The organism is Streptomyces sp. GbtcB6 (assembly GCF_019091475.1).
Taxonomy (GTDB): Bacteria; Actinomycetota; Actinomycetes; order Streptomycetales; family Streptomycetaceae; genus Streptomyces; species Streptomyces hyaluromycini.
Map to the genome: position 1 here is coordinate 1 of NZ_JAGXJL010000106.1, position 13,900 is coordinate 13,900.

At 72.2% G+C, this 13,900-nt stretch carries 16 protein-coding genes and 1 pseudogene; 11 read left to right on the forward strand and 6 right to left on the reverse strand.

Annotation, left to right across the window (positions count from 1 at the left end; translation table 11 throughout):
- Positions 1-1,987: pseudogene (locus KVT45_RS53465) on the forward strand (regulator); the annotation flags it as partial.
- Positions 1,988-2,280: 293 nt separating this feature from the next.
- Positions 2,281-4,110 carry a SpoIIE family protein phosphatase gene (locus KVT45_RS53470; RefSeq protein ID WP_254648691.1) on the forward strand — a complete coding sequence of 610 codons (1,830 nt, stop codon included), beginning with the start codon at positions 2,281-2,283 and terminating at the stop codon, positions 4,108-4,110.
- Positions 4,111-4,129: 19 nt separating this feature from the next.
- On the opposite strand, the gene KVT45_RS53475 is transcribed toward KVT45_RS53470, so the two are convergent.
- From KVT45_RS53475 to KVT45_RS53490, 4 genes are all read right to left on the reverse strand, one after another.
- On the reverse strand, positions 4,130-4,810 hold the full coding sequence (locus KVT45_RS53475) for a hypothetical protein (RefSeq protein WP_217562138.1): 681 nt from the start codon (positions 4,808-4,810) through the stop codon (positions 4,130-4,132).
- Positions 4,811-5,022: 212 nt separating this feature from the next.
- Positions 5,023-5,427, reverse strand: a complete 405-nt coding sequence (locus KVT45_RS53480) for a DUF5994 family protein (protein ID WP_217562140.1) — start codon at positions 5,425-5,427, stop codon at positions 5,023-5,025.
- 41 nt (positions 5,428-5,468) lie between these two features.
- Complete coding sequence (locus KVT45_RS58315; protein WP_217562142.1) at positions 5,469-5,615, reverse strand: hypothetical protein; 147 nt, start codon at positions 5,613-5,615, stop codon at positions 5,469-5,471.
- On the reverse strand, positions 5,612-5,848 hold the full coding sequence (locus tag KVT45_RS53490; RefSeq protein WP_217562144.1) for a hypothetical protein: 237 nt from the start codon (positions 5,846-5,848) through the stop codon (positions 5,612-5,614). The genes KVT45_RS58315 and KVT45_RS53490 overlap by 4 nt, the downstream gene beginning before the upstream one ends.
- A 260-nt stretch (positions 5,849-6,108) precedes the next feature.
- Here KVT45_RS53490 and KVT45_RS53495 point away from each other — a divergent pair, with 260 nt between their 5' ends.
- From KVT45_RS53495 to KVT45_RS53530, 8 genes are all read left to right on the forward strand, one after another.
- Entirely contained in the window at positions 6,109-6,453 is a 345-nt protein-coding gene (locus KVT45_RS53495) for a hypothetical protein (RefSeq protein ID WP_217562146.1), read from the forward strand.
- Between the two features lie 436 nt (positions 6,454-6,889).
- On the forward strand, positions 6,890-7,321 hold the full coding sequence (locus tag KVT45_RS53500; RefSeq protein ID WP_217562148.1) for a DUF5994 family protein: 432 nt from the start codon (positions 6,890-6,892) through the stop codon (positions 7,319-7,321).
- Positions 7,318-7,740 carry an STAS domain-containing protein gene (locus KVT45_RS53505; RefSeq protein WP_217562150.1) on the forward strand — a complete coding sequence of 141 codons (423 nt, stop codon included), beginning with the start codon at positions 7,318-7,320 and terminating at the stop codon, positions 7,738-7,740. Before KVT45_RS53500 ends, KVT45_RS53505 begins: the two co-directional genes overlap by 4 nt.
- Before the next feature lie 209 nt (positions 7,741-7,949).
- Positions 7,950-8,288: a MerR family transcriptional regulator gene (locus tag KVT45_RS53510; RefSeq protein WP_217562152.1), complete on the forward strand. Its 339-nt coding sequence runs from the start codon at positions 7,950-7,952 to the stop codon at positions 8,286-8,288.
- Between the two features lie 231 nt (positions 8,289-8,519).
- Entirely contained in the window at positions 8,520-8,723 is a 204-nt protein-coding gene (locus KVT45_RS53515; RefSeq protein WP_007383480.1) for a cold-shock protein, read from the forward strand.
- A gap of 289 nt (positions 8,724-9,012) precedes the next feature.
- Positions 9,013-10,548, forward strand: a complete 1,536-nt coding sequence (locus KVT45_RS53520; RefSeq protein ID WP_217562154.1) for a DEAD/DEAH box helicase — start codon at positions 9,013-9,015, stop codon at positions 10,546-10,548.
- Positions 10,549-10,714: 166 nt separating this feature from the next.
- Entirely contained in the window at positions 10,715-11,053 is a 339-nt protein-coding gene (locus KVT45_RS53525; protein WP_217562159.1) for a hypothetical protein, read from the forward strand.
- Positions 11,054-11,150: 97 nt separating this feature from the next.
- Positions 11,151-11,438: an SCO5918 family protein gene (locus KVT45_RS53530; protein ID WP_217562156.1), complete on the forward strand. Its 288-nt coding sequence runs from the start codon at positions 11,151-11,153 to the stop codon at positions 11,436-11,438.
- A gap of 286 nt (positions 11,439-11,724) precedes the next feature.
- Here the strand turns inward: KVT45_RS53530 and KVT45_RS53535 are convergent, their stop codons facing one another.
- Both KVT45_RS53535 and KVT45_RS57440 read right to left on the reverse strand, forming a co-directional pair.
- On the reverse strand, positions 11,725-13,062 hold the full coding sequence (locus KVT45_RS53535; RefSeq protein WP_308311158.1) for an MFS transporter: 1,338 nt from the start codon (positions 13,060-13,062) through the stop codon (positions 11,725-11,727).
- Positions 13,063-13,221, reverse strand: coding sequence for a hypothetical protein (locus KVT45_RS57440; protein WP_254648692.1), 159 nt, complete (start codon positions 13,219-13,221; stop codon positions 13,063-13,065).
- 160 nt (positions 13,222-13,381) lie between these two features.
- Between KVT45_RS57440 and KVT45_RS53540 the strand changes: the two genes are divergently transcribed.
- Positions 13,382-13,900, forward strand: a 519-nt coding sequence (locus KVT45_RS53540; protein WP_217562158.1) for an AraC family transcriptional regulator, incomplete at its 3' end; no start/stop codon positions are given.

The following is a 13,900-nucleotide window of genomic DNA, read 5'->3' on the forward strand; positions in this document are numbered from 1 at the left end:
CGATCTCGTGGCCCACAACGGCGCCCACGCCCTGCCGCTGGACCTCCTCCAGCCGGACGAGGCCCGCGCACTGCTGAGCCGGACCCTCGGCACGGACCGGATCGACGACGACAGACACGCGGTCGACGAACTGATCCTGCTCTGCGGCAGCCTCCCCCTGGCCCTGCGCGTGGCCGCCGCCAGGCTCGCGGACGACCCGGCCCTGCGGACGGCCGACCTCGTCGCCGAGATGACCGAGGGCAGCAAGCTGGAGGCACTGGAGCCGGACAGCGACGCCAACTCTCCTTTGCGTACGGCGTTTTCGGTGTCGTACCGGGTTCTGGCCCCCGGCGCACGTCGGCTGTTCCGGCTGCTCGGCCTGTTCCCCGGGGCGGAGTTCACCCCCGAGGTCGCGGCGGCGCTCCTGGACGCGCCGCTGTCGCAGGCCCGGCGTCTGGTCGGTGCGCTGGTCTCGGCCCACCTGATCGAGCCCGCGACGGCGGGGCGTTATCGGTTCCACGATCTCCTCCGCGAGTACGCACAGGAGCGTGCGGTGGCGGAGGAGGCGGTGCCGGACCGTGCAGCCGCCCTTGAACGACTTCTGATCTGGTACCTGAACGCCACCCGGACCACCGCGGGGGCCGGGCTCTTTCCCGAGCTGCCCGGCAGCCTCCGTCCCGGCGGGCACCCGGGCATGCCGTCGGCCACCGCCGCCGGACCATGGCTGGACGCGGAACGGGCGAATCTGCTCGCCGTCATCAACCATGCCGCCCACCACGGCCCCCGTCCCGTCGCCTGGCACCTGGCCTCCGCACTGTTCAGCGACTTCTGGATCCATCTGCCACGGAAGACCTGGCAGACCACCGCGCAGACGGCACTGGACGCGGCCGAGGCCGAGAGTGATCTGTTCGGCCAGGCAGCGATGCACTCCAGCCTCGCTGCGGCGCGGTGGGACCGGGGGCATGTCCGACAGGTGATGGAACACGCCACCCGCGCACTGGACATCAGCCGGGAGCTCGGTTGGGCGATGGGCGAGGCCTCGGGTCTCGGCCTCAGAGGCTTCGCGAAGTGGAGCATGGCGCGCCTCGACAGTGCGCACGACGATCTCACCGCCGGCCTCCGCATCTTCCGTCAGACCGGGAATCGCTACTTCGAAGGCTTCGGACTGGTCGGCCTCGGTATGGCCTGTCGGGATCTGGGCCGACTGCACGAGGCCGCCGGTCACCTCGAACGTGCCGTCGGGCTCGAGGCAGAGGTCAGCTGGTGGAACGCCAGCTCGGCCCTGCAGATCCTGGGCGGGGTGTACTGGGAACTCGGCCGTCTCACCGACGGACTCGGCCTCCTCGGCCCGGAGGTGGCCTCCGACAAACGGGCAGGTTACCGCGACGGCCACGCGATGATGCTCGCCGCCCTCGCGAAGATCAATATCGAACTCGGCCGCCACGAGGAAGGGCTGGAGCAGGCCGAGCGGGCGTACGCGCTGGTCGAGGAGACGAAACGACACTGGGTCCAGTCCGGCATCCTCAACACGATCGCAGCAGCCCGCCGACGACTGGTCCAGCTGGACCGGGCTGTTCGGGCCGGCGAGCAGGCTCTCGCCCTGGCCCGCGAGGCGCGATTCAGACGAGCCGAGGCGGACAGCCTGCTGTGTCTCTCCCTCACCCACAAGGATGCGGGCCGGTACGACGAGGCCCGCCAGCACGCCGAACAGGCGCTGGCCCTGGCCCGCGGTCACTCGTTCCGCGTGGTGGAGGGCCAGGCCCTGACAGCCCTGTGCCAGACGGCGGAGGCCGGGGAAACACACGGCCAAGCCGTCGAGCTCGGCCAGGAGGCTCTCGTCGTACACCGCGAGACCGGCCACCGACTGGGTGAAGCCGGCACCCTCATGGCACTCGCCCGCGCCCGCCGGAAGACCGACGGGGCCGCCGCCGAACTGATGAGGCGACAGGCATGGGCCATCTTCTCGGACATCGGCGTACCCGAGACGGAGTACGGCGGCAGGCACTGAAGACCGCGTTCTGGGCCGGAGCGACCGAAGCCCCGAGCCTGGTGCCGGGTCCGGGGACCGGCCGCCGCGGGCTGACTGGCCCCCCGCCACGGGAAAGCCGTGGCCGGACACGCCTACGGCACCGCGCGGACCGCGACGACCGGTGCGATCCGTACCGGGGTGTCGCGGAGGCACCGCTGTGTCGGCCGTGCGGATGGGTACTCGGCGGGGGACCATCGGGGCACGACGTCTCTGGCGGTCGGTGCGGTCGGTGCGGTCGGTGCGGGAAGGACGGTGGCGGTGCGGTCGAGGGCTTGAGGTCCGGCGGAGAGGACGAGAGGCGGCTGTCGGCGGTGGAGCCAGGTCTGTGGCAGCAGGTGGTGGAGCAGCTGGGCACGGCCATGGCCGTGATCGACCCGGCCGGCCGGATCGTCGCGGTCAACCCGGCCGCCGAGCGGCTGCTGGGCCGCCCGGCAGCGGCGGTGTACGGGCGGGACCTGCATGACCTGTGCCATCGGGACCCGGGAGGCGACCTCGTACCGCGAGAGCGCTGCCCGCTGCTGCTGGCGCTGGCCGAGGGGCGTTCGGCACGCGGGGACGACGACAGGTGTCTGCGCGGGGACGGTCGGCTGATCCCGATCTCCTGGTCGGCCACGCCTCTGACGGCCGTCGACGTCTCCGGCGTCTCCGGCGTCTCCCCGGGCATGGTCGTGCTGATCGTCGAGACGGTGGCCGACCGCCGTGCCCGCAGGGAACGCGCGGAGCGTGCGGAACGTGCGGAACGTGCGGAACGTGCAGAACGCCTGGAGCGTGCGGAGCAGGGGGAACAGGCGGAACGAGCCGCTCATACGAGCGCTCTGGAGAGTCTCGCCGAGCGGTTGACACTCGTCGCGGAGATCACCGATGTGCTCGGCCAGACCCTGGAAGTCGACGAGGCTCTCGCCCGGTTGGGCCGGCTCCTGGTTCCCCGCCTCGCCGACTGGGCCGCGGTGGACCTGCGGGTCGGCTCCCGGCAGGTGCACCGGGTGGCGGTGACCGGCCCCGAGGGCCGTGACGCCGGGCAGGAGGACTGGCGCGGCCATCTGCCCCCTGCCGGCGAGGCGGTCCACTCGCCCCTGGTCCAGGTGCTGAACGGAGGCGGCCCCGTCCTGCAGGACCGGGCGGACCTGGACGCACCGTCCGACTCCCCGCTGGCCACCGTCCACGACGCCTTCCTCCGAGCGACCGGCGCGGCCTCCGTCATCACCGTGCCGCTGGGGAGCAGACGGCAGGTCACCGGTGCCCTGACACTGGTGCGCACGGACCCGGCCCGGCCCTTCGACACCGGCGATCTGGACGTGGTGAGCGACATCGGCCGCCGGGTCGGCCTGGTCATCGACAACGCCCGCCGGTTCGGCCAGCAGCGCGCGGTCGCCGAGGCCATGCAGCGCAACCTCCTTCCCCCGCTGCCCGAGCACGGCCGGATCCAGCTGGCGGCCCGGTACCAGCCCGCTCCGGCCGGCTCGCAGGTCGGCGGCGACTGGTACGACGCGTTCACGCTGCGGGACGGCACGCTCGCCCTGGTCATCGGCGATGTCGTGGGCCACGATCTGACCGCCGCGGCCGGCATGGCGCAGTTGCAGGGCGTCCTGCGCTCCCTCGCCTGGGACCACATCGGGCCGACCGGTGCCGTCGTGGACCGCCTCGACGACGCCATGCACGCCATCACGACCGTGTCGATGGCCACCCTCGTCCTCGCCCGGGTGGAGGGCCCGGACACCGGTCCCTGGACGCTGCGCTGGACCAGTGCCGGGCACCCGCCGCCCCTGCTGCTGACACCCGACGGGAACGCGCAGTACCTCGAAGCCGGGCAGGGACTGATCCTCGGAACCCAGCTGCGCGGCGGCGGCCGTCGGCCGAGCGCCGCCCACGCCCTGTCGCCGGGGTCCACGCTCCTGCTCTACACCGACGGCCTGATCGAGTCTCCCGGCAGCGACCTGGACACCGGGCTCGGCCGACTGCGCCGACACGCTCTCACGCTCGTCCACGAACCGCTGGACACGCTGTGTGACCGGCTGGCGGCCCGGATGCCGCTCGGCAGCACCGACGACATCGCCCTCCTCGCCCTGCGTTTGCCTGTGCCCCTGACCGGGGCCGAGGTGTGATCCATGGGGAGGTGGCCGCTCACGTCCCCGGAGCCAGTACCAGAACGCGGAACGGACCGGGCGGCACGGCCAGCGGCACCGTCAGTGGCACGGCCGGGAGGGTGTCGTCTCCTGGGTACCGCCAGCCCCAGGAACGCATGGTTTCAACCGTCCTGTCGTCCCGGGTGTCCACCAGCGCGACGCCGAGCGCGGCGCCGTGGTCGGTGAGCAGTCGCCGCTGCAGGCGCCGGGCGAGGTTCCAGACCTGGTCCTTGTACTCCCGGCGCACGCGAGGCGGCACCACGATTCCGGAGACGACGAAGAGCCCACCGGAGGCGGCGCGGCGAAGCAGACTCCCCCCGACGTGTCCGTCGAACCCCGCCCACCACGGACCTGCGCCGGCCGTGGGGAAGCCGTAGGCGTATCCGGCCAGGGCGGTGGTCTCCGCGATCAGCAGCGAGAACCCCGGTCGTCGTGCGTCGGCCGCGAGATGGAGCAGGAAGGCCGCACGCGCCTCGTTCCAGGCCCACGGGTCGCCACCGGAGGTCTCCGCGTACAGGTCGCCCAGCTCCTGCAGACGGTCCGCGACCTGGCAGCGGGTCAGCGGTCGGACGCGTTCCGCCACCGCGGGCGAGGAGCTGCGCTCCGCCCTCGGCGCGCCCGGCAGACGCGTACGCGGCCTGCCCCGTGCGGGTCGGAGCGCGGGGAGGGTCAACGTCATCGGGAGGAACACATGCGCGGGCATGAGCAACCCTGCCCCGGGCACGGGTGAAGGCCGACCCGGCGTCTTCGATCCCCGAGAACGGCACCGGTGTCGGAGGCGGTGCACGGCATGCCCTCGGTCTCTCCACCGTACTCCCGGCCGGGCCCGCCCCGGCGGTCGCCGAGGAGCGCGGCAGCCGACCGGCCGAGCCGGGTGGCGGACCGGCCGGGTCAGCCTTCCCCGAGGGCGTCCGCCGCGGCCGCCATGAGCGGTTCGGCAGCGTCCTCGGCGGTGTCCGGAGGCACGACCACAAGGTCCCAGCGCCCTCGGCCGGGGGCGAGCAGGACGACGGTGTGCGGGGTGCTCGCCGCCAGTGCTCTGCGCAGTCGTACGACCTGGTTGGAGACGAGTATCCGGCCGGGCGCCGCGGACCACACCGCACCGTTGACGGTGGCACTGGTGATATGGCCCCACTCGCGCGGCAACCCGGCCAGCAGCCGCGGGAGTTCCACGAGGAGGTCGTAGGAGCGCGGCCACCATGCTCCGTCGATGGACCGGGGCAGGTCGCTGCGGGGCGCCAGCCGCAGGCGGAGGACGGGGTGGGAGGGAAGCGGTGGTTGCAGGGCGGTGGTCATGAGGCTGCTGCCAACTTCCTTGGGCGGATGCGTGGTTGCCGTCAGGGGCCGAGGCGTTCCAGGAGGCGGATGACGGCGGCCGAGGAGTCCGTCCGGCCGCGGTCGACGCCGTGCCGGGCGCTGGAGCGGTCTGTGTGGTGGAGGTTGGTGGCAATTGCCGTGCCGTCGGGTGCGGAAGGTGCGTTCACCGAGCACGCGGCACGGCGAGCCGACGCTCCGGGCGACGTGGCGGAGCAGTGCGGTGCGGACAGGTCCCGGCCACGGCGCGGCGGTGTCCGGCGGGGTGGGCGTGAACGGGGCTGGGCTGCATGGAGGCGTCCTCGACCTGGGCGAAGGCCGCTGGGACGGAGGTGGCGGCCGGGGTCACGGACTGCCCCTGGGGGATGGGTGGTGTGCTGGTGACGACCTGTCGGATAGGCACGACGCACCCTCGCTCCGCCCACCGTACTCCTCGGGTTGAGGGGATACCCGGATTCCGCTGATCAGCGGCCTTCGGCCGGAGGCACTCGGGCCGGTGTCGCGTTGACACGCATCGTCGCCGGACGTTGACTGGCGGGACGGCTGAGGGTCATGAAGGGCAGGGCCGACCGGGTCTCCGGAAGCCTGAAGCAGGCCGTCGAGAAGGCGAAGGGCGCCTCCAGGCGGTGCCCCCCATCGCAAACGGAAGCGGTACACACGACGATGTACGACCAGACACGCGCCCAGCAGCCCCCGGACCGGTCCCCGGGCCCGGGCGGACGCCGCACCACGGGACCGGAGCCGCTGCTCCCCGCGGCAGAACGGGACGAGATCGTGCGCCGCCTCGGACACGCCGTCAACACCTTCGCGGACACCCCGCGCCAGGCGCTGGAGGAGGCCGAGGGAGCCTTCGACGAAGCCGCCGCCCAGCTCGCGAACGCCCTTTCGGAGATGCGGCGGGTGCTCCGCGCCGGCTGGCAGGACCGGGACCCCGAAACAGACTCCACCGAGCTGCGGGACGCGCTGCGGCAGTACCGGGAGCTCACCCAACGGCTGCTGCGGACGTAGCCGGCGGCAGGCTTCCGCCGGAGGGGGGGCGGGGGCTCGCGCCGCCCCTTTCCGACGACGGCACGAGGCGAGCCTCCGGAGGGAGGCGAGCTTCTTCCCTGGGCTCCGGCCCTGCGCGGCTTTCGTGGGCTCCGGGCCGAGTCGGCCGGCGTCTCGCGGACACACCGGCAGCTGATTCGCCTGGTGGAGGTACGGGAGGTACGGGAGGTACGGGAGGAGCGGGAGGTGCAGGAGTGGTAGGAGCGGCCGGCGGAACCGGACGGTCGGGTGACGACGGAGCGGGCGCGGTTGCCGGGACCGGGCCCGTCCGCTTCTCCCTCGGCCAGGAGTAGCCTGACGGTACCGAGAGCTTTTCGCGCAGCGCGGTCAGCGGTGCCGTTCCCGGCGAGCGACGCATCGGGCGGCTTGGCCACGGCGCCCGGGACGGGATCGCACGATGGGACCCAGCACGACTCCGGCTGCCGACGCGCACACGTACGGGATGCCCATGCCCCGCCTGAGCCTCACCCGGGGTGTCGGAAGCGGCCCGCTGGATGGCGCCTGGTGGCCGCGCTGTGCCGTCCTGGAGCTTGAACTGCCCTCGCTCGTCGATGAGTTGGAACCGGTTCCGGACGCCCAGGTGCGGGTCACCGTGGACCTCTCCGATTGGCCGGACGCCCCGCGGACGGTCATGGCGCCCGGCCGGGTGATCGCCGTGGAGCCGGCCGGCCCGGGAAGCGGGGCGCACGTCATCACCCTGGACTGCGGCACCGTGGGGCGCCTGGTGCTCCTGGTCGTCCCGCCCGGGGAGTCCGCCGGGACGGCCGCCCGACTGCTCGCCGCCGCCGACGACGGTCGCCCCAGGGGTAGGGCGGGAGAGACGGAGTGAGGCCCGCCGCGCCGGGGGAACCCCCTCCGGGCGAAGCGCCCGCGCTCTTCGAGGAGTGCCGCATCGTCCGCGCGTACGGCGAACTGGACGCGCAGACCGTGGCACCACTGGTGCGCGCCCTGGCCGAGGTCCGCGCGGCCCGGCCCGGACGGCTCCTGGTCATCGTGGACCTGAGCGAGGTCACCTTCGCCGACTGCAGCATTCTGCCGCCGCTGTGCCAGGCGTGGTCCGACTGCCGCGCCCGGGGCGGCTGGATCCGCGTCGTCTACGACAACCACACGACCCACCTGGTCTTCCGCAGCACCGGCATGCTCGGCCGCTTTCCCGCCTATGCGAACGCACAGGACGCCTGGGAGGGACGAACGGCCGACGCGACGGCGTACCGTGCCCGGATCCGCGCCTTGCTCGACGGCCGGTGACGACGTGTGTCGGCTCACCTTGCCGCACGTGGCAGGCCGGCGGACGGACATCGGGGTGCAAACGGCAGAAAGTCTGTCACGGCGAGGCCACATGTCCGTGCCTGCCGGCGCTAGGGTTGTGGGACGACGCAGATGGCGCTGATTCCTTCGGAGCGACAGGTGCCACGCACACCTGGGTCCCTCCGTAGCGCTCCCGGAACGAAGGTGTCATGCCCGCCGAGAACGGCCCTGTCGTCGGCAACCTCGACGATGACGACTACCCCGCCTACACCATGGGGCGGGCCGCTGACGTGCTCGGCACCACCCCCGCCTTCCTGAGGGCCGTCGGTGAGGCCGGGCTGATCACCCCCCTGCGCTCGGAAGGCGGTCACCGCCGCTACTCCCGCCGTCAGTTGCTGGTCGCCGCCCGCGCTCGCGAGCTGGTCGGCCAGGGCACCCCCATCGAGGCCGCGTGCCGCATCATCTCCCTCGAGGACCAGCTGGACGACGCCCTCCGCCTGAACCGGGAAATGCGCCGGAAGCTGGACGAGGGCGATGCGCATATCTAGTTCCGCCGGTACAGAAATGCGGACTCCGGCGGGGCAGGAATTGCCCGGCGGACGCGAAAACGTATGGCCGGTTCCTCCCGGACTGTGTTAACGTGATAGCAGTTGCAGTTTTGGTTGCCAGAGAATTTTTTCTTTGCAGAGCTTTCCGGATCTTTCCGGAGGGGTGATCATCGCGGCGACTCGGTTCCGTAAAGTGCGGAGTCCGGTACTGCCCCCCGAGGGAGATTCAATATGGCATCTGGCACCGTGAAGTGGTTCAACGCGGAAAAGGGATTTGGCTTCATCGAGCAGGACGGTGGCGGCGCCGACGTGTTCGCCCACTACTCGAACATCGCCACCTCCGGCTTCCGTGAGCTTCAGGAAGGCCAGAAGGTTACCTTCGACGTCACGCAGGGCCAGAAGGGCCCGCAGGCCGAGAACATCGTTCCCGCCTGACGCCGACGCGAACGCCGCGGGCCACTGGCTCGCGCATCACATGGCTGGGGCCCGCGCTCTTGGGGTGCGGGCTCCAGCCATTGCGTTGCCCGGGCACCGGGTCAGGAGACTCCTGTACCCGGCTGCCTGGAATCCGATTCCGGGATCTCCGGATCGATGACGGCCCCGGCTTGAGTACCGAGAGGCCCCGCTTTCTGATTTTTTCTTCGGCCCATTCTTGTGATTCCTCGTACGGCCGCCCGCCGTCGGACGGAATTCCTCGATACGCCGCATCGAGGAAGGTTCCTTCATGAACCGCACCCGTCGCACCGGCGGCAGTTCCGGCCGCCACCGCGCGGACCGGAGTTCCACACGCTCCACAGCCCCCGCCCGCGACAGCCGCTTCCGCGCGCAGGAGACGGGCCGGTCGGGTCCGCGTCCGGGCACCGGGCGCAAGAGCGGCCAGGGAGCGCACTCCGCCGCACGCCGACAGGAGTTCGCCGCGCCGGTCACCCTGACCGAGCCGCTGCCCGCGGTCGAGGCGTTCGCCGAACTGGACATGCCCGCACCGCTGCTGGCCGCGCTCCGTGCCGAGGGCGTGACCGTGCCCTTCCCGATCCAGGCGGCCACCCTGCCGAACGCACTCGCCGGCCGGGACGTCCTGGGCCGCGGTCGTACGGGCTCGGGCAAGACGCTCGCCTTCGGCCTGCCGGTGCTGGCCCGCCTCGACGGGCAGCGCGCCCAGCCCCGGCAGCCGCTCGCCCTCGTCCTCGTCCCCACCCGGGAACTGGCCCAGCAGGTCACCGACGCGCTCACGCCCTACGCCCGCGCCCTGGGACTGCGGCTCGCCACTGTGGTGGGCGGCATGTCGATCGGCCGTCAGGCGAGTGCCCTGCGCGGCGCGGCCGAGGTCGTCGTCGCGACACCCGGCCGTCTCAAGGACCTCATCGAGCGAGGAGACTGCCGGCTGGACCAGGTCGCTGTCACCGTCCTCGACGAGGCCGACCAGATGGCCGACATGGGCTTCATGCCGCAGGTGACCACACTGCTCGACCAAGTCCCTTCCGGCGGGCAGCGGTTGCTGTTCTCGGCCACCCTGGACGGTGACATCGACCTGCTGGTGCGCCGCTACCTCCACGACCCCGTGGTGCACTCGGTCGACCCGCCGGCGGGCAGCGTCACCACCATGGCGCACCATCTGCTGCACGTGCGTGACGCCGACAAGGACACCACCGTGGCCGAGATCGCCGCCCGCGACGGACGCGTGATCATGTTCCTGGACACCAAGCACGCGGTCGACCGGCTGACCGAGCACCTGCTGTCCGTCGGAGTGCGCGCCTCGGCCCTGCACGGCGGCAAGTCCCAGCCGCAGCGCAACCGGACGCTCGCCCGGTTCAAGGACGGCCACGTCACGGCCCTGGTGGCCACCAACGTCGCGGCCCGCGGAATCCACGTCGACCAACTCGACCTCGTCGTGAACGTCGACCCTCCCGGCGACCACAAGGACTACCTGCACCGCGGCGGCCGCACCGCCCGCGCGGGCGAGTCGGGCACCGTCGTCACCCTCGTCCTGCCGCACCAGCGCCGTGCGATGGACCGTCTGATGGCCGACGCGGGCATCACCCCGCGTACCGCCCGGATCCGTCCCGGCGCGGCCGAACTGCATGCCATCACCGGCGCCCGGCCCCCGTCCGGCGTGCCGGTCACCATCCCCGCACCGGTCGCCGCACCACGCGAGGGCAAGGGATCCGCCGGCCGTGACCGCCGGGGCCGGGCCGCTGGACGGGGCGGGAACGGCCGGGCCGCGGCCCCGGCGCGCCGCTCCGCCCCCAGGTCCACCACATAGCCCAGGCACGCGGAACGCGCGCCCGCTCCCAGCAGTCACGCCGAGACGCCGCCCTCCTGACCGCCCCGACGAAGAGGAGAAGCCCTTGACGCAGACGACGCCGATTCCGCCCCGAGCACACCGGTCCGGCAAGGCCGACGGCACCGGTCTCACCGCCCGCGACGCCATGCTGCACCCTCCCGGTCCGCAGGTCGACGACCACATGGCGGTCGACGTGGCCCTGTCCGTGCTCATCGGCGCCCGGGTCCCGCACCTGCTCCTCCAGGACGAGGACGGGCGGTGCGCGGGCCTGGTCACCCGGGCCCAGCTCGCCGCACACCGTGGCGGCTCGTGGTTCAGCGACCGGACCCGGCTGCGGGACATCCCGCTGGACCGCGGACCGTTCACCGCGTCGACGGCGGCACTCGGCGAGGCGGAAGCCGCCATGCGGATACGGATCCTGAACGTCTCTCCCGTGGTCGACGAGCACGGCTACGCCCTGGGCGTCCTCGCGCTCACCCCCTGACCGTCCCGCCCGGCCGCCGCCGCGCGTCCGGCCCCTCCAGAGCCGTTTCCAGAGCCGCCGTTCCCCGGCGTTCCCACCCATCCCCGCGGAGGCATCCATGCGCTGTGTCATCGCCCGTTTCCCCTTCGACCTGACCAAGAGCGAGGTCGAGCAGTCGATGGACGGCATCACCCCCGAACCCGTCACCGGCGTGTCCGTGACCATCGACGGCCAGATCTACCCCGTGATGCAGGTCGGGGAAGTGATCACCAGGCAGAACCGCCGGGACTTCACGTCGTTCGAGATGCGCCGCGCGCTGACCCGGCTCGGCTTCACCTGCCACGACGCGCGCCCGGTCATGCCGCCCCGGGACGCGCGGGCCGACGAGGACGCGCTCGGCTGGTGACGATCTCCGGGGTCACGGCGACTCATGTGCCGTTCGCCGGCCGGGAAACCGAGGATCCGGCACTCGGTCTGTGAGCGGGCCGGACACGGCCGGGCCCGCTCCGGCGGCTGCTGGGCTTCCGGGGCGGGGGCGATACTCGCGAAGCGGTTCTCGGCGCCGTGCGGCAGTTGCCCGTAGGGGTCGTGGACGTCCTTGCTCATGCGTTCCAGCTCGCCCAGGAGAAGGACCGGGAGAGCGGTGTGCACCGCTGTCACCCCGACCGCGACGGAGCCGTGCGTCCTGTGATTCAGGGGCGTCCAGGTAGAGGCGGCACGTCGCCCGGTCGAGAAGCAGGAACCCGCGCAGCCGCAGTTCCGGGGGCGGGCGCCGGGGCCGGGGCGGGTTTGCGCAGGGTGAGGGCGGCCAGCGCGGAGAGAGCGGTGAGTGCGGCCGCGACCCAACCGGAGACGCGCAGACCGTCGATGACGTCGGAGACCGGCGGATGCGCGCCCGCGCGGATGTCCAGCCCCGCGTTGGCGACGGCCACCAGCACGGCGAGCCCCATGGCGCCGCCGACCTGCCGGAACGTCGACACCAGACCGGAGGCCACCCCCTGCTCGGCGGGCGGCACACCCTGCGCGGCGGCCACGAACATCGGCGGGAAGCCGAGCCCGCCGCCCAGCCCCCACACCAGCGCTCCCGGCAGCATCCACACGTAGGACCCGCCGTCGGTGAGGCTCGCGGAGACGCCGGCGAGCCCGATCGCGGTGAGCAGTACCCCGCTCACCACCGCGGCGCGCACCCCCCACGTGCCGATCACCTTCGGGGTGACCTTCAGGGCGGAGAACATCGAGATCGCCGTGGCCGGCACGAACGCGAGGCCCGCGTCCAGGGCGTCGTAGCCGAGGCCGTTCTGCAGGTAGGTGGTGAACAGGTAGTACGTATAGCTGAGCGCGCCCTGGAAGACGAAGATCACGATCATCGTCGTGAGCAGGTTGCGGTTGCCGAACATCCGCAGGGGAACCAGCGGATCCCGGGTGCGCGCCTCCAGCACCACGAACAGCACGAGCAGGACGGCGCCGCCCGCGACGGTGCCCGCGCCCGCGAAGGTGCCCCAGCCCTTGTCCGGCCCGCTGACCAGCCCGAAGACGACGAGGGTCAGGCCGGCCGTGGCGATCAGGGCGCCCAGCAGGTCGAACTTCTTGTCCTTCGTCGCGGAGGGCGGGTCGGCCACGAGTACCCGGGGTGCCGCCGCGGCGGCGATCAGTGCGAGAGGCACGTTCACGAAGAACACCCAGGACCAGCCGAGGTAGTTGGTGAGCACACCGCCGAGCAGTGCGCCGACGGACAGGCCCGCGCCGCCCGCCGCGCCCCACACGCCCACCGCACGGTTGCGCTCACCGCCCTCGGTGAAGTTGAGGTAGATCAGCTTCAGCGTGGCGGGGGTGACCAGGGCACCGCCGAGTCCCTGTACGAAGCGCGCGCCGACCAGCAGCCCCTGGTCCGAGGAGACCCCGCCGACCAGGGACGACAGCGCGTACAGGGCCATGGCCAGGGAGAACATCCGGCGCGGCCCGAACCGGTCCACGGCGCGTCCGCCCAGCAGCAGGAAGCCGCCGAGGCCGACGACGTAGGCGCTGACCACTCACTGCAGCGACTGTGCGTTGAACCCCAGTTCGCGTCCGATGTCAGGGAGCGCGATGAAGACGATGTTGACGTCGATGGTGGCGATGAGCTGTGCGAAGGCGAGCAGCGCAAGCCGCAGGCCCAGCCGCCGGCTCACCTGGTCCGGTGCAGCGACCATGGTCGTATGCCCTTCTTGAGGAACGGAACGGCGGAACAGAGGATCCAGGGGGTGGTGTTGGTCGTGAGAGTGCGAGCCCGACGGGCGACCCCACCTACTCTGAAATGAGCGGGACATGTCCACGAGGGCCCCAAGTGACAGACATGCGGAGGATCGCGTCATGCACCGGATCGCCCTGCTCGCCGTGCCTCCCGTGACCGCCGCCGAACTGTCCATCCCGGAGATGGCCTTCGGTCTGGCCCAGGTGGACGGGCTGCCCTGTTACGAAGTGGTGCCCTGCACCGCGCGGGCCGGTACGGACGTGGGCACCGGCCCCCTGCAGATCGTGCTGCGGCACGGCTTGGAGGCCCTGGAAGCGGCCGACTCGGTGCTGGTGGTGGGCGCGGGCGGCCGCGAGGAGGCGGATCCGAAACTGCTCGGGGCACTGCGGGAGGCGGCCGCCGACGGCAAGCGGATCGCCTCCGTGTGCGGCAGCGTCTTCGTGCTGGCGCAGGCCGGACTGCGGGACGGGCGGCGCGCCACCACGTACTGGACGTACGCGGCCGAACTGCGCCGCCGTTTTCCCCGGGTCACCGTCCGGCCGGACGTGCTGTACCTGCAGGAGGGACCGGTGGTGACCTCGGCCGGGCTGGCCGCGGCGCTGGACCTGTGCCTGCACATCGTCCGTACCGACTTCGGC